Raw genomic sequence first — 22,861 nt, forward strand, 5'->3', positions numbered from 1 at the left:
TGCCCGACTCATGCCTCGCAAAAAGTCAGGGCCTGTTCAACATCCACTGCAACCACGCGCGAAACACCTGGCTCACGCATGGTTACCCCTATCAAATTTTCTGCCAGTTCCATTGTTACCCGGTTATGGGTAATAAAGAGGAACTGTACGAATTGTGACATTTCCCGCACCAAATCACAAAACCTTCCCACGTTGACATCATCAAGCGGTGCATCCACTTCATCCAGCATGCAAAACGGTGACGGATTTAACTGAAAAATCGCAAAAATCAGCGCGACTGCAGTCATCGCCTTCTCGCCTCCCGACAACAGGTGAATGGTACTGTTGCGTTTTCCGGGCGGCTGAGCGAGGACCATGACACCCGCTTCCAACAGGTTATCACACGTTAACGATAAAGTGGCACGTCCACCGCCAAAGAGGCGCGGAAAAAGTGCCTGAAAGGCGGTATTGACCGCGTCAAAGGTTTCCTGAAAGCGCACTTTTGTTTCGGCATCAAGCTTTGCAATCGCTTCTTCAAGGGTTGCCAGCGCACTGGAAAGGTCTTCGTGCTGCGCATTCAGCGCATCACGGCGTACGCGCTCCGTCTCATATTCTTCGATGGCAGCAAGGTTAATCGCGCCAAGACGGCGAATCGCGTCTGCAAGGACCAAAAGCTCCTCTTCACACGCGGCTTCCGTTGCAGGTGCCTCTGTCTCTTGAGAAAATTCAGGCGCTTCAGGACCGAATTGTGCAAGCGATTCCGCAAGGGTCTGCAGGCGCACGGCAAGCGTCTGCTCCTGCAGCTGCAGCTCGACCTGTTGTGCCGCGGACTTTTTAATTTTTTCGTCTTCAAGCCGGGCTTCAGCCTCCAGGGTCGTAAACTGCTCACGCAGCGTGTCAAGTTCCGTGTTGGCTGACTCACGCAATGCTTCATATTCTGCGTGCCGGCTGATTTTCTCCTGCAGCGCCTCGTGCATATCCACACCCGGCGACTCGGCAGAGGCCAGCGCTTCGGCAATGTCTTCAAGGCTGTTTTCAAGCGACGTACGGGTCTGCGCTTCCCGCTCCATGGTACGGCGCGCCTCAGAGGCCTCTGCCTGCAGACGGTCAAACCGACGCCCGCTCTCGTGCACCTCTTCCCGCAGTTCCTCGAGTGCAATCAGTACCGCGCGATGCGCGCCCTCCGCCGCTCGCCGCTCTTCTTCAATCGACTCAACTGTCAGCAGATATTCCGCTTCCAGTTCGCGTGCCTCAAGGCTGATGGCCGCGGCGTCTTTCATCTGCAGAGTAAGTTCCTCTCGCGCCGCATTCCACTCATCGCGTTCAGCTACAAGGCGCGCACGCTCCGTCTTGAGGGCTTCACGCTGCTGCTCGAAACGCGACAGCGCGCTCTGCGCATCAAATACGGCCCTGACCGCTTCTGACTGCAGGCGTGCAGCCTCTCGTTCTTCCTGCTCCGCGGTTTGCAGACACTCACGCCACGTTGCGTCCTCTGTCTGAAGACGCATGAGCGTGTTTTCTTTTTCGCTGACCACAACGGCAAGGAGGTCGATACGCGCCTGACGGGCAAGCACGCCCTCTTCCATGGTGCGCGCCCTGCCCGGAACCTGTATCCAGCCATTCCCAAGCCAGGCACCATCCGGGGTAATGACAGACTCATGAGGAAACAGTTCAGGCTGCATCCGGCGCGCCTCCTCCAGCGAGTCAACGGTATATATGTATTCTGGTGCATGGAGCCAGCACGGCACAGCGCCGTGCATTTTTTGAAGCAGTGAAGGAAAACGCGGGGTACGGTCCGCCGGCACGCGCACTTCCAGCAGCGCAAGCGGCGTATCGCTCTCAACCGTCACACTCCCGACATCCTGAACCACATACGCATGAAGGGCGTCTGCAAACACATGCTCACAGGCCGTCTGCCAGGCATCTTCTACCTTCAGAGACGCCATGAGCTGAGGCAGATGGGCAACGCTTTCAGGAGGACTGATGGACGCAGCGCTTCCGGCTGATTGTTGCACGGCACGCAGTGACACGAGTTGCGCATTATCTTCTGCAAACGCTTTTTGGGCCTGTGCCTTTTCATGGCCGAGGCGCATCAACGCCTCGCGCGCCTCCTGCACACGGGCTAAAGCCCGCGCGTGTTGAGCCGCTGCCGCTTCTTCATCCTGAATCTTTGCATCACGCTCACCGAGGAGCGCCAAAAAGGCCGCGTCAGAGTCGCTCTCGGCCAGGCCGTCGAGTGCTGCCTGATTTTTGGCAAGACGACGTTCTCCGTCTTCAAGGCGGGCTTTAAGATTTTCCGCACGCACAAGGCTCAGCTGATGCTGCTGACGCGCATTCGAGAGGTTTGAGCGCGCACTTTCAAGGCGCGCCTCAGTATCTTCCAGTGCCTGTCGGCGGGCATCAAGCGTTGTGCGTGCGTCATCAAGGCGAGCGCGCAGCGTTTCAAGCTCCGCTGCCAGTACCTGCGACTGCGCTTCGCGGGTTGTAAGGGTTTCTCCGGCGAGCATATACCGGTCATGCGCCTGCTGCCAGACTTCTTTAAGGCGCAGCTGTTCCTCTAGAAGCTGTTCACGGGCTCGCAGCGCCTGAGCACGCTGTTCCTCAAGGCGGGCAATTTCCGTACCGAGTCGGTAGCACTGCTCCTGCAGCTCCGTGACGGTGCGGGCCCTGGATTCCATCCTGTAGCGACAGGCCAGTGCTTCCGCCGTAAGGCGTGCGTGAAGCGCTTCTTGGGTACTGCGGGTATCTTCCAGCGATCGAAGGGTCCGGTGGAGACCGTCACGCTGCGCTGACAGCGTATCGCGGCGCACGAGAAGCAGTCCTGTTTTACAGACGCGCTCACGTGCTTTCAGGGTGCGAAACCGTTCCGCAGTTTTTGCCTGACGCTCGAGACGCGCGAGCTGTTTATCCAGTTCTTCACGAAGAAGTGCCACCCGTTCGAGGTTTTCTCGGGCCTGCTCCATGCGCTGCACCGTTTCCCGGCGCCGGTCGCGGTAGCGAGATACCCCGGCAGCTTCCTCAAGGTATGCGCGCAGTTCTTCCGGGCGCGCCTCGACAATTTTCGAGACCGTCCCCTGCCCGATAATCGAATACCCGCGTGCGCCAGCACCCGTACCTAGAAATAAATCCGTGATATCACGCCGCCGACACCGTGTGCCATTCAGAAAATAACCCGACTCTCCATCACGCGTTACCACGCGGCGCACCGAAATTTCGCGATAAGCGCCAAAAGGCCCCGGGAGCGTTGCGCCACTATTATCAAACACAAGCTCCACTGACGCCTGTCCCGATGCCCGACGGTTGGTGGAGCCGTTGAAAATAACATCCGCCATCGACTCGCCGCGCAGGTTTTTGGCAGAGCTTTCTCCAAGAACCCAGCGCACGGCATCAATGACGTTGGATTTTCCGCAGCCGTTTGGACCCAGTACGCCAACAAGCTGGCCGGGAAAAGGAATAACCGTGGTGTCCACAAACGATTTAAAACCTGTAAGCTTAATCTGCTGTAAACGCATTCCCTGGCCTAAAACGCGGTAAAAGGAAAATTATAACGCAATTGCGCCTCAACACCGAGAGCTTCTTGCCCGTATGTCCCACAAGGGTCTACACTGGTTAAAATCCTCGTATCGGGACAACGGATGACCCAGCACGACGAACTTGCCACCCTGCTGCATCAGATTGCAGAAGAAAGCCTGCGCCTGCTCGCGCATTTTCAAAAAAATCCAGCGATGCTCGCAGAGAGTCTTGATCCATGGATGACGTTTGGTAATAACCTGCAAACCCTCTCCGGCATGCTGGCCATGAACCCGGCTGATATCCTGAGCCGCCAGGCCGCTTTCTGGAGTGATGCCACAACACTCTGGCAAAAACAGTGCGAACTCTGGATGCAGGGTCAGTCTCTGCCGCTGGATGACCCGCGTTTCAGTTCAGAAGAGTGGCAGGAAAATCCTTTTTTCAGCGTGCTGGCACAGTTTTATCTGCTGGCGAGCGAGCACGCGGTTCGGCTCGTAGAAAAGCTGCCGATACAGGATGTGAAAATGGCGCATAAACTGCGGTTTTTTGTGCGCCAGTATCTCGATGCCCTCTCGCCTGCGAACTTTCCTGCGACCAACCCGAAGCTGTTCGCAGAAACCGTGCACAGCCGCGGTTTAAATCTGCTGCGCGGATTGCAAAATTTTCTTGAGGATATAGACCGCGATTCCGCAAGCCTTGTGATGCGCATGACCGACATGCGCGCCTTTACGGTGGGTAAGAATATTGCCGCAACGGAGGGTGAGGTTATTTATCGCAATGAACTGATGGAAATCATTCAGTACACGGCAAAAACCCCGCGCACCCGCACCATTCCGCTCCTGATTGTTCCGCCATGGATAAACAAATACTATGTGCTCGATTTAAGCGCTCATAATTCGTTTATCGGCTGGCTGGTCAGTAAAGGGATAACGGTATTCACCATTTCATGGGTCAATCCAGGGTCTGAACTGGCCAATACCGCCATGTGTGATTATCTGCAAAACGGTTCACTGCGCGCCATTGAGGTGGTGCGTGAACAGATGGGATGCGAAACCGTTAATACGCTGGGTTTTTGCATCGGCGGCACGCTGCTCGCCATGACGCTTGCCTGGCTTGCAGCAGGCGATACGGCTCCCGTCGCATCAGCAACCTTTCTTGCCACTCTGATAGATTTTAGCGAGCCTGGTGACATCGGTGTTTACATTGATGATGCACTGCTTGAAAAACTGGAAGCCGACATGCAGTCCAAAGGCTTTCTGGACGGGCGCCTCATGGCGCAGGCATTCAACTCGCTGCGCGCGAACGACCTCGTCTGGTCGTTTTTTATTAAAAACTACCTTCAGGGTCGTGCACAGGTGCCCTTTGATATCCTATACTGGAATGCCGATTCCACCAACATGCCGGCGAAAATGCATTCGCAGTACCTGCGCTGGATGTACCTGCATAACGACCTCGTAAAACCCGGAAAAATCCGCTGTAACGGGCGAGCGCTAAACATCGGCGCCATCACCATACCTGCGTTTTTTGTCGCAACGGAAAAAGACCACATCGCGCCATGGCGCTCCGTTTGGAAAGGCTTTCAAAAAATCGGTGGCGACAAACAGTTTTTACTGGGGGGCTCAGGCCATATTGCCGGCATTATCAATCCGCCGGCGAGCAACAAATACCACTACTGCGTCAACCCGAATATCCCCAAAGCTGCCGATAAATGGCTGGATGCAGCTGAGCGTTTTGAAGGTTCCTGGTGGCCTGAATGGCTTAAATGGCTTAAAGCCCACTCTGGCAGCAGCAAAAAAGCGCCCGTTTTCGATGCATTACCGCTAAAAAGCCTCGGCAGCGCACCAGGAACCTGCGTTCTAAAAAAATCCGGCCTGTCTTAGACTCTGGCCACAACCTATAACAACAGTCTCTATGCGTAATGGGAGAAATGCCATGTTACGGCTGATGCAAAGGCAAACAGTACCGTTCCCCACGCCCAGTCAAAAAAGGCCATGCCTACGGGAAAATCCTTGAAAATGGCAAGGCAGGTGAAGTCATATACGCCATAAACAATAGCTCCGAGAAGCGCACCATATCCAACTGCGGCCAGCACGGAGGAACCGGCAAGAGGAAGAATGAAAAACACCATTGCCAGTGCAAAGAGCACATAGATGAACAGTGCCGCCCACCATATCGGCTGAAGATTGTCGCCTGAGAGGCGAAGCCATGGACGATAATGCGAAATGTAGAGATTTTTGGCAATCCAGACAAGCCAAATCATGTCCGTTACGATAAAGACGGTAAAGGCGATAAAAAACGCCTTAACAGAGATTCCAGTCATCACGCCTCCTGTATGCGGTTTACAATAACAGCATCTCCCGGATGCGAAACAAAAACAAGCCCTCTTGATCAGATTTATTGCATGTGCGAGGATGAAGTCCCACTTCCAACGGATGGTATCATGTATAAAAAAATCCTGTTCAGCCTGACACTCACACTGGCGCATTCCGCCATGGCTGCGAGCCTTCAGGAGCTTTACCAGACACCGCTTAGTGCACTCGATGGCTTCAACCTCGTGAAGCTTTCACCAAAAGCCTCTGTTACGCCTTCCAGTACAGGAGAAAACACCCTGCAGGAAGTCGGGCAAACCCGGCTGGATGGCGCGCTTATTCGCCGCTATCAGCAATATTTCCGAGGCATTCCCGTTGTGGGCGCGCAGGTTGCCGTTAGAGAGGCAGCAAACGCGCGTGCCGCTGTTGCAAACGGGCTTCTTGTTAACGCGATTTCACTTGAGACGCGCGCTTCTGTCTCACAATCTCGTGCGAAGACACTTGCCAAAGCCGCCTGGTTTGCCGGGGAGACACCTCGAAACACCCGTGCAGAAGCGGCAAGCCTGCAAATCCGCATGACTGATGATAACACTCCGCGCCTGACGTGGCTTGTCACCTTTGAAACCACAGACACGAGCGGTCTGCGTGCCATCGCCAGAGTGGTGATTGACGCACAGAATGGAGAGGTGCTCAATGCCTGGAACAACCTGCAGACCATCGCGGAAAGCGGTCCTGGTGGCAATGAAAAAGTCAAGGGATACTGGTATGGACTGGATGCGAACCCCACTCTTGATGTCCCGAGCAGCGGCGCTCAGTGCACCATGGATAACGCCCTTGTGCGTCTTGTCCGGCTGAATCATGAATGGGATGAAGACGGCAAAATCCTCGGCGCCTTTTCTTACCCCTGCGGACAAAATACTGAAGACCGCGTGAACGGCGCGTTTTCTCCGGGCAATGATGCCTACTATTTTGCCAACACCGTTGTTGACATGTATAAAAACTGGTACGGACTGCATGCGCTGCAAAAACCCGATGGCAGTTTCATGCAGCTCATCACGCGGGTGCACTTCGGCGAAAAATACGATAACGCTTTCTGGGACAGCAAAACCCTGACGTTTGGCGATGGCGATGCGCTCTACCCGCTGACGTCACTTGACATCGTTGGGCATGAGGCTACACACGGATTTACCGAGCAGCACGCCGGTCTTGAATACCACGACCAGCCAGGTGCCTTGAATGAATCCATGTCGGACATGGCCGGCATGGCGGCGCGCGCCTTCCTGCTCCAAACCAATCCTGCGTTTTATAATAAAACCCATGTTACTCCGAACGCACTGACCTGGACCATTGGCGAATCGGTGATGAAAGGCAGTGGTGGTGCCGCACTGCGCTACATGGACAAGCCCTCGAAAGACGGCGATTCAGCAGACTGCGTGGACGCAACACTTGCTAAAAAATCCGGCGAAAGCTGCGGTATCACGTGGTCTCGACTGATGCTGAAAGCCCGTATTTACTACCCGGACTATAACCAGCGCCAGAGTTATATCGTGCACACCGCGAGCGGCATTTTCAACAAGGCATTTTACCTGTTGTCAAAGTCGATGGGCGTGCGGGAAGCCTATAAGCTGATGCTGCGTGCGAACATGGTGTACTGGACCCCGACAAGCAGCTTTGAAAGTGCGGCCTGTGGAGTGCGTCGTGCGGCAAAAGACCTGAACATGAATGCCGCCATGGTCAAACTGGCATTTGACAAAGTAGGCATTCAAACGAGCAAATGCACGCTTTAAACCTTCACCCGCGCCCCCGAAACGTTCAAACGGGGGCGCCATACGCTTAACGCCCACTCCAGCGACGCACCGCAAGCTTCACCACCAGTCCGTGTCCAATCAGCTGCATTTTGAGAGGCACATCCACTCCATTGACGGTCGTGAAATTTTTATATTCTATCGTGTAACCTGCCTGCTGCAGGAAAACAAGGTGATGCGCGGCGTCATAGCGCTTATCATGTACCGCTCCAGGTGCTGGTAATCCCCTGACCCAGTAATAAAGATTTGGCACTGGCAGGCGGACCCCGGTTTCACGCGCCAGAAGGGCATCGGCGTTTTTATCACTGACTTTTTTACGACCATCCTGCAGGGTCACCAGACCACCGGCGCGGGTAATGATAACGGTACCGCCGCCCAGTGGCCCCATCAGCCGAATCTGGTAATCAGCCGGACCGCGCTGCACCCAGTTTACCGAAGCGGACCACCCTTTTTTGCCGTTACGAGCAGCCATTGCGCCATTAATTTCAAAGGCTGACAGTGTTGCGCCATCACGCGCAGGCGCGCGGCTTTGTGCCCCCTCAGGCGCCTCGGCCTCGGAACGTTTTTCCGTTGTTGCATCAAGGGCATTGGGAGTCGTTTCTGAGGTTGGAACGCGCGGGGCGCAGGCTGCAAGCGCTATCGCTATCGCTATCGCTGCCACGAGTGTAAGGGGTCTCGCAATTCGCATGTAAGCTCTCCTGGTGGTTAATGTACAGAGCATGTCCGCATTTCACGTTGATACAAAGCCCTACAATAGGGTAGACTCTGGTTTCATGCAAACGGTGCGCCAGTCCATGAATATTAAAGCCATTTATCCCGGAACCTTCGACCCTGTCACCAACGGCCACCTCGATATCATCCGGCGGGCAGCCAGGCTGTTTCCTGAAGTCGTGGTAGCTATTGCCAGCAACCGCGCAAAAAAACCCTGTCTTGCACTCGACAAACGCATCGCGCTGGTACAGGAGGCCATCGGTCATCTGCCGGGTGTCTCTGTAACTGGTTTTGACTGCCTGCTGATCGACTTCGTGCGCGACCAGAAAGCCAGTGTTATCCTGCGCGGGCTTCGTGCCGTCAGCGACTTTGAGTATGAGTTTCAACTCGCCGGCATGAATCGTAAACTCTGCAAAAGCATTGAAACGCTGTTTCTCACACCCTCGGAAGAGCAAATGTTCATTTCATCAACACTGGTACGCGAAATTGCTGCATTAGACGGGGATGTTTCACCATTTGTGCCGGCGTGCGTGGTAAAAGCGCTTCAGGAGCAGCGCCCCTGAGACGCGCCATGTCAGGCACTCCGTTTATTCGCCAACCAGTTTCAGCATCTCGCCGCGCACACGCTCTACCAGAGCATCGCGCTCGGCAAGCGTGTATTGACTGGCATCAATCGGCTGCCCCACATGCACTTCAGCGGTTTCGCCTACGTTAAACTGCAGGGTACGGGCAGGCAGAATGCGGCTCGCGCCACGTATGCCAATCGGAATAATCGTAGCTCCTGCCTCAATGGCGGTGATAAACGCTCCCTTCTTGAAGGTTCCGAGTCTGCCATCGGGTGAGCGGGTGCCCTCAGGCGCAATCCACACCACAATGCCGCTCTCCATCAGCTTGCGAACAGACTCCAGATCGCGAATTGCCTGATGGCGATTTTTACGGTCAACAAAAGGAAATTCCGCGGCGGTCATGCCCTTCCCAAGCACCGGGATACGCGACAGCTCTTTCTTTGAAAGCATGCGAATGGAGTGCTCAGGAAACACCCGATAGCTTAAAGGGATGTCATAAAGACTCGTATGGTTACACATGATAATCGTTGCCTGGCCCGCCTGCGGTTTGACATTATGCGGATTGACCACCCTGCAGTTGACGTCAACAAGCTCCAGGAGACGGTTTATCCAGGCGCGGATGGCGTTATCCACCCAAACGCGGTTAATGCGTCCTGAAAGGCGCATAAACACCGCGCGAATACTGGTCATCGCGGTCACATATGCCGAGAGCAGAATGATTCTACAGGAACGCAGCCTTGATACCTTCATGCGTAAGCCTCTTCATAAAACGTCGCTTAGCATAACATCATGGTCAATTGACTGCCACAAAACCGTGGCAGCAGAACCCGTACTACTGTACACCAGACATTTTCATGGCTTTCATAGGTTTTCACTGTATCGGTAACGCAAACGGGCACGCAGACGTTCACGTGAAGGTACGCGCTCTCGCGCTAATCCTTTTCATGCTCGATTATGCGTCCCTTTGAACGGGACTTTGGAGTATTCAGGGCTTCAGGCATCAACAGGTTTTTGATAAACACCCCGGCCCAAAGCACGGCTCCTATCAAGACCCCCCAGATAATCACGTTGTAGAAAAAAATCAGCACGGCGATAGCCATGGCAATTCCGACACCCGCTATCATAAAAGGAAAGACACTGTTTAGAATCGCCTGCAGTTTATCGTTCATTTTTGTATTCCTTTGATGAGTCTCTTTGCAAAATTATCGTCCACAACAGCGAATCCTGCAATGTGCTACTCTATAAAGTATGGTATGATATCACTGGCTCTTCCGTCCAAACAGGCGTTTTTGTGCGGTGGAACGGGTTCGCTTCTGCTTGAAATGGACGGTGACCTGGAGCGCCAATCGTATTAACCTGAAGTGGAGTATCCATGATTTTTGGCGTATTAAACCTTTCTTTTTGGGGATATGTGCTTGCAGGCATCATCCTTACCCAGATTACCATTGCTGCGGTGACACTTTACCTCCACCGCTGCCAGTCCCACCGTGCATTGAGTCTGCACCCGATTGTCAGCCATTTCTTTCGCTTCTGGCTCTGGCTGACTACCGGCATGGTTACGGCTGAGTGGGTGGCTATTCACCGTAAACACCATGCCAATACCGATGTCGAGGGAGACCCTCACAGTCCAGTAGTTATGGGCATTCGTAAAGTATTCTGGGAAGGCGCCGAACTCTACCGGGCCGCATCCAAAGACCGTGAAATGGTTGAAAAATATTCTCACGGTACCCCGAATGACTGGATTGAACGCAACCTCTATTCGCGCCATTCCGCAAAAGGCATCCTCCTGATGTTTTTGGCCGATATCATACTTTTTGGACTGCCCGGCATCAGCATCTGGGCCATTCAGATGATCTGGATTCCGCTCTGGGCCGCCGGCGTGGTCAACGGCATTGGTCATTACTGGGGCTATCGCAATTATGAATGCCGCGATACCTCGACCAATATTATCCCCTGGGGTTTCTGGATTGGCGGCGAAGAACTGCACAATAACCATCATACCTTCGCTTCATCCGCCAAATTCTCTGTAAAATGGTGGGAGTTCGATCTTGGCTGGTTTTATATTCGCCTGCTCTCCCTCGTGGGTCTTGCAAAAGTACGAAAACTGCCGCCGAAACTTGCCATCAGCGAAGGCAAACGTCATGTTGACCTCGACACGGTTCGTGCCGTTATCGGCAACCGCTTCCAGGTGATGTCGTATTACTACAAACATGTAGTGCGTCCCATTCTGCGTCAGGAGAAGCGCGTAGCGGCAGAAAATCCTGCTGTGAAAAAACGCTTCCAGCGTGCCGCAGGCCTGCTGCGACGCGAAGACAGCCTGCTCTCGCCAACAGCCCATAATCGGCTCAAGGCTTTACTGGAGTGCTGCGAACAACTGCGCGTTGTCTATGATTATCGTCAGTCGCTGCAAAGCATCTGGTTAAAAACTGCCAGCTCGCAAAAGGAACTGGTGGACGCGCTTCAACAATGGTGTAGACAGGCTGAAGAATCTGGCCTTGAGGTGCTGCGCCAGTTTGCTGAGCGTCTGCGCGCTTTCGTGCCGCAATCGGCCATCGCCTGAACCATCCTATTTCTAAAACCGGGCTTATGCCCGGTTTTTTTTGCATTGACGTAATCATTCACCACGTTCACCGAAAAGCATTCAAAATGTGGTGAATAGATACGCATTGACAAACACCGCTTTTTAACCTCTATTTAATCATGGATGAACAGGAGAAAGTCATGGAACGTGATGTGGTTGTGGTTACCGGAGGCACCGGCGGCATTGGAACCGCCATCTGTCAACGTTTTGCCCCCCACCATCAGGTTATCGCCTGCTATTGTGGAAGCAGCCGCCATGATGCGGCAAAACGCTGGCAGGAAGCACAGCATGAGGCGGGTTTTAATGTAGATATCCTCTACGGTGATGTTACGGTCTTTGAAGACTGCGAGAAACTTTGTAATCTGGTCGCTGAACGTTATGGCCGCCTTGATGTGCTGGTTAACAACGCCGGTATTACCATGGATGCCTCCCTCAAAAAAATGACACCTGAGCAATGGCGTGGCGTGCTGAGTACTAATCTTGACGGTGTGTTCAACATGACCCGCAATGCGCTGCCGTTTATGCTGAAATCGGGCTACGGGCGCATCGTGAGCATTTCCTCGATTAACGGTCGCAAAGGACAGCGCGGGCAGTGTAATTACGCGGCAAGCAAGGCGGCACTGTATGGTTTTACCAAAAGTCTTGCCCAGGAAGTAGCGGCCCAGGGCGTGACCGTTAATACCGTTTCTCCAGGATATATTAAAACCGCCATGCTCGAAGAGGTGCGTGAAGAGGTGATTCGCGATATTGTGGCACATATCCCTGAGGGGCATCTTGGTACACCTGCAGATGTCGCGCATGCCGTAGCGTTTCTGGCATCACGTGAATCGGCCTTTATTACCGGTGCCAATCTTGATGTGAACGGCGGCCAATACATGTAGGACACTATGACCCGAGAGATTCGAAAATACCCAAACCGCAGGCTCTACGACCTGACCAAAAGCCGCTATATCACCATGGATACGCTGCGTGCGTATGTCATTGATGGTCTGGCGTTTACGGTGATTGATGCCAAAACAGGTGAAGACCTGACCAGCAACGTCCTTTTACAGATTCTTATGGAAATGCAGTCAGGCGGCACGCGGCTCCTGCACCCTGAACTGCTGCGCCAGTTGATACGACTTCTACACCATCCGCTGGCGCAGTCCGTGCAGGCCTCTCTCAATCAATCGCTGCAGGCGCTGGAGCCCCTGCTTCACTCAAACAGGACCACTGGATCAACCGCTGATGAATTTACGGAAGCGTGGAAAGCGCCGCTTGCTGAATGGCTTACATTCTGGGAAAGTATTGCAGGTCAAGTTCCTAAAAAATGATGCGCTGCAGCACATTTCATGAAATACAGACATATCCTGACTTGACAATGGATAAAAGTCGAACAATACTGTAATTGTGCATTGCAACATAACTGGAGATAGCCATGAGCAAACCCTATTACGAGCAGTATGAAACCCTGATGAAAAAAATTCATGAACCGTTTCAGGCAATAGCCGAGCTGAACATCAAAACCCTGCAGGGCCTTTCCATGGTCAAGCCACAGGATTTTGCGGGCATCAAGGAGCCGGCTGAGCTGCTGCAAAAAAATCTTGAAGTCGCTCTTGCCAATGGACAGAAGGCTCTGGATTACATGCAACAGACTTTTGATATTCTGGAAAAAACCATGCTCTCAATCAGCAGGGAAGCCGTTAAAAAGCCAGAGACCGGTGCTAAAAAGGCTTAAATGCTGCCGATATAAGACATCTCAGGAGCACCTAAACCCGAGCAGGTGCTTTTTTTCTCTATCCCAAAGCCGCTGACCGCCCTCTCAGAGGGAACAATCTGGGCCCGAGGAGGTGGATACCAAGCCCCCCGAGCACAAGGAACGCGGCAATCCACTTCCAGCGGTACATCGGTTCACCGAGTATTAACACAGAGCTCATCATCCCCACCAGTGGCACAAGCAGGGTAAAGGGCACAACCATGCCCACGGGATATCGGGCGAGCAGGAAGTTCCAGGCGCCATACCCCACCCACGTAGAAACATACACAATGTAAAGCAGCGCGCTGATACCGCTCCAATCAAGCAACGCATAGGTCTCGCTGATGCGCTGAGGCCCCTCGAGTAGGAGAGACAGGCCAAACATGGGCACGCACGCCGCAGCACTGCCCCAGATAACCAGTGCAATCATGTTAACCCGTGCGAGTCCTTTGCCAAGCAGGTTGCCAAGGCCCCAGGTGGCGGCTCCTGCGAGAATGCAGATAAAGCCCAGTGGCGTTACGTGCGCATCAAGATGCAGCGCCACCAGGGCTATGCCGCAAAAAGCGACTATTGCACCGATAATCTGCCAGGGTCCCGGGCGCTCATGAAGAAAGGCGGCGGCAAAAAACAGACTAAAAAACACCTGAACCTGCATTAGTAGAGATGCCATGCCAGACGGCATGCCGACACTCATGCCGATGAAAATCAATGAAAACTGCAGCGCAAACATGACAAGTCCGTACACCACAACCTTGTGCCACGGCGCACTCGGCGGGCGAATAAAAAAGAGCGCCGGAACACTTGCCAGCAGAAAACGCACCGCGCACAAAAAGAGCGGCGGAAAGCTTTCAAGGGCAATACCGACAAACAGAAAGTTGATTCCCCAGACAAGCGCTACAAAAACCGCCAGCAAGGTGTGTGATAGAAGCATGACACGCCAAAATGTTTTAAATTTACGCGGATTATAGCGTAATTTTTCTGAAGGTGCACTTCTTAATTAGGCCGCATGAGAGATAGTGATAATGCTCACCCTTTTAGTAAGCGCTGTAAAAATCTGGCACAAATGTGCATCTATCCCGCATTGATGCGGAGATTCCGGTAACGCAAACGGCCTTAATGTTGGTTTAATATTGTTCCGGTAAACTGCTGTCTACGAATGAGATACATAAAGAGATTAATGATGAAACGTCGTACCTGGATTATTAGAGTCGGAGATCACTGGTTCCTGAGGCACATCCGCGATTTATACGAAACGCTTGCATCAAAGTATACGACTCGCGATCAGCATCGAGGCATTCAATCAATTTTTAGAGCAAATTTAAGGTCGCCGTTTTGGTTTAGAGAGTCTGTACCGCTCCAGAATAATCTCCATACAAGTTATTTCAAAGACAACGAGTCCCGCCGTTCTTTTAGTGAACTCTTAGATACCACCACTGAATTGAAAATCTATATTGCAGGACATTGTGATGCGGGAATGAATTATCTGCGTTCACTTGAAACAACCAATGAACTGGATTTTACAATTACAGCGCATGATATGGCTGCACATCTTAACGACCTTTTTAGACGGGTAGAGGCAAATCCTACCGCTGATAAACCCATTAAAATCAGCATGATTGCCTGCTCGTCCGGACAGAAAACAGCTTTCAGAGAGTCTTTCTCGGTGCAATTGCTTGAAGAATTACACCAGCTTGGACATCAGCATATTTTGATAAAAGCACCGGAGGGAAGCATTTCTGCTCCAATTTTCGGTATAAAAATGGTTGAAGGCAGAAAATTTCATTATTACCTCGGTGAGGGAACCATTTATTCCACAGAAAAAGCAAACGATCTACGAAAAATGGCCCTGAAAGTTTTCAAGGTTTGTCATACCAACACGCATGTCGATGCAAAACGCCAATATCTCGAAGAGCGAATGTCTCAAATTAAGAACCTCGGTTACACCACTACCGTTGAGCAACTGAACCAACTCAAAGACATTATTCAAGTGGCCTCGCAGGCAGCTGAGGTTAAAGAATACCGTTATGGAACCGGTTTTTTCATGCGCTTTTTTGGTATACGTTCACAAACAGAAAAAGCCTTACAGGAATTGTCGCAATCGCTGGCGCATAGAGAAAATACATACAACGAGTACAAAAACATGTAAACAGCATACTCTTTTTTATAACAAACTGCGCATAAACGCTTGCGGGGCTTTGTTAAATCGCTTTACAGTTAATTCAGTCTGCTGGCAATCGGCAGCTGGATATTTCCAGTTAAGATAAAAATTACAGTGCGCAGACCACCGGTAAACATCCCGGCAGGCCCATACACAAAAGTTGCCCTAACCTGGGAGAATTACCATATGTTCAGAGCGAGTGGCGAACGGATTGACGAGGGCGGGCGTCTTACGTTTGAAAAGCCATCAGAGACTAAAACGCTGATTATCCCTGAACAAGGTATAGGAGGTTTAGTAATTAATCGCGAAAGCCCTCATGTGATAACACTCATGGCGGCTCCAGTGATTACCTGCTGCTTGTATATTTTTTCATTCAAAACATTCAGCGGATCCGAAAAAGCCATAATCTGCCACGTTACCTCTACAGGTCTGCCAGAAACCCGGTACCAGTGGATAGCCTCTCAACTCAGAAAAGAAACTGATCTCTCACTGGTCTCCGTTATAATTGCATCGCCCGGAGGAAAGGACAGAACTTCCTCAATTCGAGCAGATATGGCAGTTATTAGCGGAAAATACGCCCCATTACTTCAAAACGTTGGCCTAACTGGTAAAATCACAGTTCTCTTTGGGTGCGATGCCTGCGAGATTAACAGCAGAGGCACGCTTAGTACGTACACCATTACCGAAAGAAAAACATACAGCGCTGATTTAATATGTCAAAGTCTTGAAGGACGTGCAGCTTCCAGTGTTTCTCAGGATATCGAACCATTTGATGCAGATGAGGAAAGTCAAAGCACATGCCTTATCCTGTAAACATCCCTAAGAGATGTATTGACATCTGCGTTTAATGACGGCAGAATACGCTCACACGACGCTTAAGTGTCGTAGTCATCAAAAAATGTAAAAGAATCAACAGCACACTTGGGGTGTCGCCAAGCGGTAAGGCACAGGGTTTTGATCCCTGCATACCTAGGTTCGAATCCTAGCACCCCAGCCAATTTCTTGTTATACGTATAACAAGTAAACAGACGGCAGAAGATAACCGGTAAGGATGCGTTCACCGGATCGCTCAAAAAACAATAATATCTTGCTGGCTGTCTTCTGCCATGTGTTTAGAGTCTGCGAGATGTGAGTGACTCAAAACAGGGAATTCTGCAAGGGATTGTGAGATACTGTTCTATAACCAGCAGCGTTATCTTATCCCAGAGGACCTGATACACATGTCGACAATGATGATCTTCACCGGGAATGCCAATCCTGATCTTGCGCACAAAATAGCCTCCCATTTGCAAATCCCCCTTGGAAAAGCCACTGTTGGCACGTTCAGTGACGGTGAAACCATGGTGGAAATTCTTGAAAACGTTCGCGGAAAGGATGTATTCGTGGTGCAATCCACCTGCGCTCCTTCAAACGACAATCTGATGGAGCTGCTCATCATGTCCGATGCGCTGCGCCGCTCATCAGCGAGTCGCATCACCGCTGTTGTGCCCTATTTTGGCTATGCCCGTCAGGACCGTCGCGTACGCTCCGCACGTGTACCGATAACGGCCAAGGTAATTGCCGATATGATGGCTTCTGTAGGCATTTGCCGCGTGTTAACCGTTGATTTACATGCCGACCAAATCCAGGGATTTTTCTACATGCCCGTGGATAACGTCTATTCGACCCCTATCCTGCTTGAGGATATTCGTGCGCAAAACCTTGACCGTCTGATGGTGGTTTCCCCTGATGTGGGTGGTGTGGTACGTGCACGCGCAATGGCAAAACGTCTTAACGATGCCGAGCTTTCCATTATCGATAAACGTCGCAGCGGTCCAAACAAATCGGAAGTCATGCACATTATTGGTGAGCCGTCCGGGCGCAACTGTATCATCATCGATGATATTGTTGATACCGCAGGCACCCTCTGCTCCGCTGCCTATCAGCTGAAGAAAAATGGGGCTGTCAGTGTGCGTGCCTATATTACACACCCGGTACTCTCAGGACCCGCGGTTCAGAATATTGAAAATTCATCCCTTGACGAGGTGGTTGTTACCGACACCATTCCTCTGTCAGATGCAGCGCGCAACTGCTCTAAAATACGTCTGGTAAGCCTTGCTGACATGCTGGCCCAGGCCATTAAGCGGGTTAACGTGGAGGAGTCCGTCAGCTCCATGTTTGAGGATTAATACCCGGCAAAACCGTATGTCTCTATTGCCGGGTGATGCTACGCTTAGCCCGGCAATAGAAAACCTCATTTATAAATATCATTCATTCGAACCTGTAGCCTGTGCGCTGATGAGCCGAGGAAGGGGTGCATAAAAAGATACCCGATGCCGAGCTTCGCTGTGCTCAACCCAGCCTACAGAAAATTCATTAAATACAATACTTTATTCAAAATATGGTAACTGCCTTCAGTTTTTGGCTCAAGACTGTTGCTACCTATAAGTGGTTGTTTATTTATAAAATACCGCAGCCTGCGCTGATAAGCACGAAATAGGATGCGCGAAAAAAACATCCAGCCTTTGGGGATACCCGATGCCGGGCTTCGCTGTGCTCAGCCCAGCCACAGAAAAACCTATTAAATACAATGCGTTATTCGAAATATGTTAACTGCCTTCAATTTTTGGCTCGAGACTGCTTCTACCTATAAGTTTTTGTTTTATCTATAAAATACCGTAGCCTGCGCTGATAAGCGCGGGATAGGATGCGCAAAAAAAACATCCAGCCTTTGGGGATACCCGATGCCGGGCTTCGCTGTGCTCAGCCCAGCCTACAGAAAAACCTATTAAATACAATGCTTTATTTAAGGGCTTTACAGTAGCCTGGGCTGATATGCCCTGGAATGAATGCTTGATATGACATCCGATGCCGGGCGGCACTGTGCTTAGACCAGCCTGCAGTTAAGAACGGCGACAGGAGCAAGGCTCTTACTCAAACAAAAAAGCCCCGAAATTCGGGGCTTATTTGTGTAAAACAATTAATCGCGAGTGCCAACGTATTTGTCATCAAAGTACTGACGCAGTTTGGTGCGCAGCGTACCACGGCTGATACCAAGGATTATGGCAGCTCGGGATTGATTGTACTTGCAGTATTCCATCACTGCGCGAAACAACGGTGTTTCAACTTCTTCGAGCACGAAACGATAGAGATCGACAGGCTCGGCACCCTTGAGCTCGGAAAAATATTTCTGAACGGATTGGGTGACACTATCGGCCAGTGACGTTGCTGTATCAGCGACCTGGCTGCTAATGGTAGACATGCTTTCAACTCCTCCCCAAAAGGATAAATTTTACCGAAATGGACAATTCCTGACAAGCATTGACCACAAAAAATGTTATAAAAATCAGTAAGAGACCGCCAAATTACCCCTTTCATATGCTACGTATTACTTGCAATGGGGGTTAATCTGTGGGCGTGCCTGAGCACGCCCGCTTCCTAATCTCAGAATTGCAGCATGGACGGCGTAAAGGGCTTGCCGTTCACCTGGAACTGTCCTTTTTGCAAAGACAATTCTACAACGAAGTCACTTCCCTGCTGCACAAGAAGGCCACCTTTGACCATACCGGCAACCTGGGCATCGGTCATGGCTTCAACCTGACGCGCAAGATCATCCGCTGTCATCGGCGCCGCTGCCGGTGCCGCCGCTGGCGTTTGCTCAGTAGCTGGTACAGGTGTTGTTGTCGCTGTAGTAGCAGCTGCAGCAACTGATTCAGCGGTATTGGCAGGTGCAGGTGCCGCTTCTTGAGTTTGTGCTTCTCCCGCCGCTTGTTGCGCTTTCATCTGTTTTTGCAGATTGCCAAGACGCAGTACGTCCTTCAAAACAGCAGCCGGTAATTTGAGTCGGCCGTTGCCTGAAATGTTTTGCATCAGCTGCAGCGGATTGATGGTATCTCCCTTTGGCAGCTCAATCAGCAGGTTACCCTCAATAACGCCCTGTGGTACGGTCATGCGCAATTGTGAAAGGTTGAGGGCCGCACCTCGTCCAAGAAGCTTCGGCAACTCTGGCAGAATCGCAAACAGCGCCTGTTGTTTGGCAGCATCATCCCCATTCTGGGCACTTTTAATCTTATCGTTGATGCGTGCCAGCACTTCTGCATCAAGATTCTTCAGAGACAGCTCAAACGCACCAGGACCAAACGTTTTATCGTTTATAGTCAGTTTTTGCAGGGACATGGAGAGGCCCGTGTTAAAGAGGCCACCCTCTGCAACATCTGACGTTGAACGAGAATCAAGCGATTCAAGATCGACAAGCTTCTTATCGCCATCAAGAACATGCAGACTTTCAAAAGATAAATCTGCCTCACCAACATACATGCCATAATCATTCTTGTTCAGCGTGTAATGAGAGGTAACCGAGCCAATTTCAACTTTTTTACTGTCATTGCTGATGTCTGCACCCGCTACGCTAAAGCCACCCTTGAGTGCGCGCCCGTCATCAGTAATTTTCAAATCGGTCTGCATGCCTTTCCAGTCGATGCGGGTAGTCTTGTCAGTCGTGACGAGACTAAATGCAGGAGCATCGCCGTCTACACGTGTCGCACCGGTATATTCAACAAAGAAAACAAGGTTCAGAGACGGTTCAACGGATTCGCTCGTGAACGTTGATTTAAAAGACTCTTTGAGCTGAGTCGGTAACTCCAGCCTGCTTTGCGCATATCCAAGCCCAAAGTGCAGGCCATTGGCAAAAATAACCGGGCCGTGCCAGATAGTCAGTGGCATGGCGGTGTCAAAATCTTTTGCAGGTATGGTAGTGGTTTCGCCATTTTCTGTGGTAATCACCTGCTGCGGCACACGCACTTTCCAATCAAGCTTCGCGTGTGAGCGGAACCATCCGCGCTGGTAATCGCTGAGTTCTGCGTGAACACCTTCCGTGCGGTTGATGGTATCGATGTTTTTACGAAGCGCGCGCTCCGTCATGACGCCCATACCGTAGTATCCGCCGAGGATCAGCGCAGCCAGTACGACCACCAATCCTGTGATTTTTTTCATTATTTTCTCCATGTTAAATAGATCGCCGGCACAACCCCCACCCCGGTATATCTACGAGGGTACCTGTCCGGAGTCTGTCATTAAAGCACGAGTGCCCCAAAGGTGCAAAGACGATTCATGACTTCTCTTCATGAACCGGTGTGCAAAACGTTTCACGCACACAGAATGACAGCAGCAGAGCGACTCCCGAACAGACAGGCAACAGCCAGAGTCCTGCCTGAAAATCGGCAAGCGTAAGCTGTTCAAGGTTCATTGAACGCGCACCGGCGGAGATATCCACAAGATGCCCTACAAGAGGCTGCATCAGTGCACCAACAAAAATTGAAATCATGTTGGTAAAGGCGATAGAAGTGCCTATGACTCCGCGTGGATGAATTTCCGTAGACACGGCATACGCTATGGCCACACCCGTATTGGTCAGACCAAATAAAAGAAATAAGAGATACGCACTCCCTTCACCAAGATTGGGCATAAAGACAAAAAGCGCACTCAGCACCATGCCGCAAAGCGCAGAGGCAATCATCAGTGGGCGACGGCGTCCCAGGCGGTCAGAGAGCCAGCCAGACAGCGGCCCGCCAATGCCCCAGCCGATAAAAATCAACCCGGTAGCAAACGCCGCAGCATGCGCATCTATTCCGTGTCCAAACTGCAGATACGCAGGTCCTATGGATTCACCGATGACGGCGGATGGGACAAACAAAAAGCCGGCATACAAGGCATTTATCCAGGCAAGCCGGCTTGACAAAATCATGCGCAGACTGCCAAGAATCCCCGGTGCTTCATGAACTACAGCCACGGCTCGGGGTCCAGGACGGTCCTGTACAAAGCGATAAATCAGCAGGGCCAGCAGAATGAACAGAGACGCAATAACCAGCATGGAATGCCGCCAGCCAATGGCGCTGACAAGAAACGACACTGGTGCCTCACCAGCAGCAGCACCCAGCATGCCAAGCGCCTGCGTCAGCCCCGAAAGAAGGCCAAGCATTTCCGGTGGAAACCAGGCCGTAGCAAGGCGCAGGGCAGAAACAAACCCAAACGCGGCACTAAAACCGATGATAATACGCCCGAAAGCCGCAATCGTCAGGGTGCTCGCAAGTCCAAACACACAGCAGCCCAGTGCCGTAAAAAGCGACATCACCGTCAGAAGCCTGCGCACACTCATGCGGTCTACGGCAAGCCCTACGGGGATTTGCATCAAGATATATGGGAAATAAAACGATGCTACCAGAATCCCAAACCCGGCCTCATTGATGCCAAAATCTATCTGCAAATAACGGTGCATGACTCCCGGCGCCACACGTGCCAGATAATCAGACAGGTAAAATCCCGCCGCAAGTCCCCAGACTACCCAGGCAAAGGTGCGCTTGTTCATAACATTCTCATTCTGCGCTTTTTAATGAAGGATAGCCATAGTACTCTGAAGGTGTTAAATGTCAACTATTGCAGGTATTGGGTTCACCTTTGCAGCATTGCCCCGCTTCTCTCCACAGTTCCAGGGCGGAACCGCAGGACTTATGGGTGTGGAAATTTTGAAAATCACAGACTAAGAGTTAGAGCGCTTTGTGGATGACTGAGGTGCTCCCGGATTTGGCGAAGAGCCAAAGAACCGAACGAACAACTGAAGCAGGAGTGGTGCCCGGGGCCGGAATCGAACCGGCACGGAGTTTAAGCTCCGAGGGATTTTAAGTCCCTTGCGTCTACCTGTTTCGCCACCCGGGCGTTTACCGAGACAATCTGGAGGCTGAGGCCGGAATCGAACCGGCGTACACGGCTTTGCAGGCCGCTGCATGACCACTCTGCCACACAGCCGAATGAAAAAAAAGCGACATAACGTCGCTTTAATTTGGAGCGGGAAACGAGACTCGAACTCGCGACCCCAACCTTGGCAAGGTTGTGCTCTACCAACTGAGCTATTCCCGCATCACTTCACGGCTGCATTTTACCGAAATGGTAAAGCCTGTCAACAGCTTCCATCACTTTTTTTTGAAAATTCCGGCCAGGCGATAGCGATGTAAATAACCATCGACCAAATCGTCAAAATTGCCGCCACATACAGCGAGACGAAACCCACTTTCCCCCAGAATGAAGACGCGGGATTAAACGCCAGCAACAGCATCAACGCCAGCATTTGCAACGCGGTTTTAACCTTGCCGATATAACTGACGGTAACGCTGGCACGCTTGCCAATTTCAGCCATCCATTCTCGCAGCGCTGAAATAACAATTTCACGCCCCACAATCACAATGGCCGGCAGCGTGATGTAATCCACATCCTTCGCACCAGTCAAGAGTAGCAGGCAGGTCGCCACCAGCAGCTTATCGGCCACAGGGTCAAGAAAGGCACCAAAAGGCGATTGCATTTCAAGCCGGCGGGCAAGATAACCATCAAGCCCGTCGGTGAAGCAGGCCAGCGCGAACAAAATTGCCGCCAGTCCATGCGCAAAAGAGAACGGAAGATAAAACACCAGGATAAAAACAGGAATAATCGCGATACGCGTCAGCGTCAGTAGATTTGGCAAACCGGTCAACATACTCCC

At 51.7% G+C, this 22,861-nt stretch carries 20 protein-coding genes and 4 tRNA genes; 11 read left to right on the top strand and 13 right to left on the bottom strand.

What is annotated here, in order from left to right:
* Nucleotides 1-8: 8 nt before the first annotated feature.
* Entirely contained in the window at nucleotides 9-3,491 is a 3,483-nt protein-coding gene (smc, locus tag E4T54_RS04140; protein ID WP_028386076.1) for a chromosome segregation protein SMC, read from the bottom strand.
* Between the two features lie 123 nt (nucleotides 3,492-3,614).
* Here smc and E4T54_RS04145 point away from each other — a divergent pair, with 123 nt between their 5' ends.
* Nucleotides 3,615-5,369 (top strand): PHA/PHB synthase family protein, encoded by a 1,755-nt coding sequence (locus tag E4T54_RS04145; RefSeq protein WP_028386077.1) that lies wholly within the window; start codon nucleotides 3,615-3,617, stop codon nucleotides 5,367-5,369.
* A gap of 29 nt (nucleotides 5,370-5,398) precedes the next feature.
* Here E4T54_RS04145 and E4T54_RS04150 read toward each other — a convergent pair whose 3' ends face one another.
* Nucleotides 5,399-5,809 (bottom strand): DUF2177 family protein, encoded by a 411-nt coding sequence (locus E4T54_RS04150; protein WP_028386078.1) that lies wholly within the window; start codon nucleotides 5,807-5,809, stop codon nucleotides 5,399-5,401.
* Between the two features lie 120 nt (nucleotides 5,810-5,929).
* Here E4T54_RS04150 and E4T54_RS04155 point away from each other — a divergent pair, with 120 nt between their 5' ends.
* The gene (locus tag E4T54_RS04155; RefSeq protein WP_028386079.1) at nucleotides 5,930-7,585 is read left to right on the top strand and encodes a M4 family metallopeptidase; all 1,656 of its coding nucleotides are present in this window, start codon (nucleotides 5,930-5,932) and stop codon (nucleotides 7,583-7,585) included.
* 46 nt (nucleotides 7,586-7,631) lie between these two features.
* On the opposite strand, the gene lolB is transcribed toward E4T54_RS04155, so the two are convergent.
* Nucleotides 7,632-8,291 carry a lipoprotein insertase outer membrane protein LolB gene (lolB, locus tag E4T54_RS04160; RefSeq protein ID WP_028386080.1) on the bottom strand — a complete coding sequence of 220 codons (660 nt, stop codon included), beginning with the start codon at nucleotides 8,289-8,291 and terminating at the stop codon, nucleotides 7,632-7,634.
* An 85-nt stretch (nucleotides 8,292-8,376) separates the two neighbouring features.
* Between lolB and coaD the strand changes: the two genes are divergently transcribed.
* Nucleotides 8,377-8,877: a pantetheine-phosphate adenylyltransferase gene (gene coaD / locus E4T54_RS04165; RefSeq protein WP_028386081.1), complete on the top strand. Its 501-nt coding sequence runs from the start codon at nucleotides 8,377-8,379 to the stop codon at nucleotides 8,875-8,877.
* Between the two features lie 24 nt (nucleotides 8,878-8,901).
* Here coaD and E4T54_RS04170 read toward each other — a convergent pair whose 3' ends face one another.
* Nucleotides 8,902-9,630, bottom strand: coding sequence for a lysophospholipid acyltransferase family protein (locus E4T54_RS04170; RefSeq protein ID WP_028386082.1), 729 nt, complete (start codon nucleotides 9,628-9,630; stop codon nucleotides 8,902-8,904).
* Nucleotides 9,631-9,812: 182 nt separating this feature from the next.
* A complete protein-coding gene (locus E4T54_RS04175; RefSeq protein ID WP_028386083.1) occupies nucleotides 9,813-10,049 on the bottom strand; it encodes a hypothetical protein in 237 nt (78 codons plus the stop codon).
* 203 nt (nucleotides 10,050-10,252) lie between these two features.
* Here E4T54_RS04175 and E4T54_RS04180 point away from each other — a divergent pair, with 203 nt between their 5' ends.
* The 4 genes from E4T54_RS04180 (at nucleotide 10,253) to E4T54_RS04195 (ending at nucleotide 13,178) form a co-directional block, all read left to right on the top strand.
* Nucleotides 10,253-11,440 carry a DesA family fatty acid desaturase gene (locus E4T54_RS04180; RefSeq protein WP_028386084.1) on the top strand — a complete coding sequence of 396 codons (1,188 nt, stop codon included), beginning with the start codon at nucleotides 10,253-10,255 and terminating at the stop codon, nucleotides 11,438-11,440.
* 161 nt (nucleotides 11,441-11,601) lie between these two features.
* A complete protein-coding gene (gene phbB, locus E4T54_RS04185; protein WP_028386085.1) occupies nucleotides 11,602-12,342 on the top strand; it encodes an acetoacetyl-CoA reductase in 741 nt (246 codons plus the stop codon).
* A 6-nt stretch (nucleotides 12,343-12,348) separates the two neighbouring features.
* Nucleotides 12,349-12,774 (top strand): polyhydroxyalkanoate synthesis regulator DNA-binding domain-containing protein, encoded by a 426-nt coding sequence (locus E4T54_RS04190; RefSeq protein ID WP_028386086.1) that lies wholly within the window; start codon nucleotides 12,349-12,351, stop codon nucleotides 12,772-12,774.
* Between the two features lie 104 nt (nucleotides 12,775-12,878).
* The gene (locus tag E4T54_RS04195; RefSeq protein WP_028386087.1) at nucleotides 12,879-13,178 is read left to right on the top strand and encodes a phasin family protein; all 300 of its coding nucleotides are present in this window, start codon (nucleotides 12,879-12,881) and stop codon (nucleotides 13,176-13,178) included.
* A gap of 58 nt (nucleotides 13,179-13,236) precedes the next feature.
* Here E4T54_RS04195 and E4T54_RS04200 read toward each other — a convergent pair whose 3' ends face one another.
* The gene (locus tag E4T54_RS04200) at nucleotides 13,237-14,127 is read right to left on the bottom strand and encodes an EamA family transporter (protein ID WP_028386088.1); all 891 of its coding nucleotides are present in this window, start codon (nucleotides 14,125-14,127) and stop codon (nucleotides 13,237-13,239) included.
* A 246-nt stretch (nucleotides 14,128-14,373) separates the two neighbouring features.
* On the opposite strand from E4T54_RS04200, the gene E4T54_RS04205 reads away from it, so the two are divergent.
* The 4 genes from E4T54_RS04205 (at nucleotide 14,374) to E4T54_RS04220 (ending at nucleotide 17,522) form a co-directional block, all read left to right on the top strand.
* The gene (locus E4T54_RS04205) at nucleotides 14,374-15,342 is read left to right on the top strand and encodes a hypothetical protein (RefSeq protein ID WP_135100392.1); all 969 of its coding nucleotides are present in this window, start codon (nucleotides 14,374-14,376) and stop codon (nucleotides 15,340-15,342) included.
* A gap of 126 nt (nucleotides 15,343-15,468) precedes the next feature.
* Nucleotides 15,469-16,167, top strand: a complete 699-nt coding sequence (locus tag E4T54_RS04210; RefSeq protein ID WP_135100393.1) for a hypothetical protein — start codon at nucleotides 15,469-15,471, stop codon at nucleotides 16,165-16,167.
* A 109-nt stretch (nucleotides 16,168-16,276) separates the two neighbouring features.
* Nucleotides 16,277-16,351, top strand: a tRNA-Gln gene (locus tag E4T54_RS04215).
* 223 nt (nucleotides 16,352-16,574) lie between these two features.
* On the top strand, nucleotides 16,575-17,522 hold the full coding sequence (locus E4T54_RS04220) for a ribose-phosphate pyrophosphokinase (protein WP_028386091.1): 948 nt from the start codon (nucleotides 16,575-16,577) through the stop codon (nucleotides 17,520-17,522).
* A 791-nt stretch (nucleotides 17,523-18,313) separates the two neighbouring features.
* On the opposite strand, the gene E4T54_RS04225 is transcribed toward E4T54_RS04220, so the two are convergent.
* The 7 genes from E4T54_RS04225 to pgsA form a co-directional block, all read right to left on the bottom strand.
* Complete coding sequence (locus tag E4T54_RS04225) at nucleotides 18,314-18,595, bottom strand: helix-turn-helix domain-containing protein (protein ID WP_028386092.1); 282 nt, start codon at nucleotides 18,593-18,595, stop codon at nucleotides 18,314-18,316.
* A 182-nt stretch (nucleotides 18,596-18,777) separates the two neighbouring features.
* The gene (locus E4T54_RS04230) at nucleotides 18,778-20,325 is read right to left on the bottom strand and encodes a YdgA family protein (RefSeq protein ID WP_028386093.1); all 1,548 of its coding nucleotides are present in this window, start codon (nucleotides 20,323-20,325) and stop codon (nucleotides 18,778-18,780) included.
* Between the two features lie 115 nt (nucleotides 20,326-20,440).
* Nucleotides 20,441-21,697, bottom strand: a complete 1,257-nt coding sequence (locus tag E4T54_RS04235) for an MFS transporter (RefSeq protein WP_028386094.1) — start codon at nucleotides 21,695-21,697, stop codon at nucleotides 20,441-20,443.
* Nucleotides 21,698-21,955: 258 nt separating this feature from the next.
* Nucleotides 21,956-22,044 (bottom strand) — tRNA-Leu (locus E4T54_RS04240).
* 16 nt (nucleotides 22,045-22,060) lie between these two features.
* Nucleotides 22,061-22,134: transfer RNA gene (locus E4T54_RS04245), tRNA-Cys, on the bottom strand.
* Between the two features lie 35 nt (nucleotides 22,135-22,169).
* Nucleotides 22,170-22,245 (bottom strand) — tRNA-Gly (locus E4T54_RS04250).
* A gap of 40 nt (nucleotides 22,246-22,285) precedes the next feature.
* On the bottom strand, nucleotides 22,286-22,855 hold the full coding sequence (gene pgsA / locus E4T54_RS04255; RefSeq protein WP_028386095.1) for a CDP-diacylglycerol--glycerol-3-phosphate 3-phosphatidyltransferase: 570 nt from the start codon (nucleotides 22,853-22,855) through the stop codon (nucleotides 22,286-22,288).
* Between the last annotated feature and the right edge of the window lie 6 nt (nucleotides 22,856-22,861).

This window comes from Legionella geestiana, from assembly GCF_004571195.1.
GTDB classification, from domain to species: domain Bacteria; phylum Pseudomonadota; class Gammaproteobacteria; order Legionellales; family Legionellaceae; genus Legionella_B; species Legionella_B geestiana.

Coding starts and splice junctions, on each gene's coding strand:
- E4T54_RS04225 (WP_028386092.1), bottom strand. CDS start 18,595: ATGTCTACCATTAGCAGCCAGGTCGCTGATACAGCAACGTCACTGGCC.
- E4T54_RS04230 (WP_028386093.1), bottom strand. CDS start 20,325: ATGAAAAAAATCACAGGATTGGTGGTCGTACTGGCTGCGCTGATCCTC.
- E4T54_RS04200 (WP_028386088.1), bottom strand. CDS start 14,127: ATGCTTCTATCACACACCTTGCTGGCGGTTTTTGTAGCGCTTGTCTGG.
- lolB (WP_028386080.1), bottom strand. CDS start 8,291: ATGCGAATTGCGAGACCCCTTACACTCGTGGCAGCGATAGCGATAGCG.
- E4T54_RS04190 (WP_028386086.1), top strand. CDS start 12,349: ATGACCCGAGAGATTCGAAAATACCCAAACCGCAGGCTCTACGACCTG.
- smc (WP_028386076.1), bottom strand. CDS start 3,491: ATGCGTTTACAGCAGATTAAGCTTACAGGTTTTAAATCGTTTGTGGAC.
- E4T54_RS04150 (WP_028386078.1), bottom strand. CDS start 5,809: ATGACTGGAATCTCTGTTAAGGCGTTTTTTATCGCCTTTACCGTCTTT.
- E4T54_RS04145 (WP_028386077.1), top strand. CDS start 3,615: ATGACCCAGCACGACGAACTTGCCACCCTGCTGCATCAGATTGCAGAA.
- E4T54_RS04170 (WP_028386082.1), bottom strand. CDS start 9,630: ATGAAGGTATCAAGGCTGCGTTCCTGTAGAATCATTCTGCTCTCGGCA.
- E4T54_RS04235 (WP_028386094.1), bottom strand. CDS start 21,697: ATGAACAAGCGCACCTTTGCCTGGGTAGTCTGGGGACTTGCGGCGGGA.
- E4T54_RS04155 (WP_028386079.1), top strand. CDS start 5,930: ATGTATAAAAAAATCCTGTTCAGCCTGACACTCACACTGGCGCATTCC.
- pgsA (WP_028386095.1), bottom strand. CDS start 22,855: ATGTTGACCGGTTTGCCAAATCTACTGACGCTGACGCGTATCGCGATT.
- coaD (WP_028386081.1), top strand. CDS start 8,377: ATGCAAACGGTGCGCCAGTCCATGAATATTAAAGCCATTTATCCCGGA.
- E4T54_RS04195 (WP_028386087.1), top strand. CDS start 12,879: ATGAGCAAACCCTATTACGAGCAGTATGAAACCCTGATGAAAAAAATT.
- E4T54_RS04205 (WP_135100392.1), top strand. CDS start 14,374: ATGATGAAACGTCGTACCTGGATTATTAGAGTCGGAGATCACTGGTTC.
- E4T54_RS04220 (WP_028386091.1), top strand. CDS start 16,575: ATGTCGACAATGATGATCTTCACCGGGAATGCCAATCCTGATCTTGCG.
- E4T54_RS04175 (WP_028386083.1), bottom strand. CDS start 10,049: ATGAACGATAAACTGCAGGCGATTCTAAACAGTGTCTTTCCTTTTATG.
- phbB (WP_028386085.1), top strand. CDS start 11,602: ATGGAACGTGATGTGGTTGTGGTTACCGGAGGCACCGGCGGCATTGGA.
- E4T54_RS04180 (WP_028386084.1), top strand. CDS start 10,253: ATGATTTTTGGCGTATTAAACCTTTCTTTTTGGGGATATGTGCTTGCA.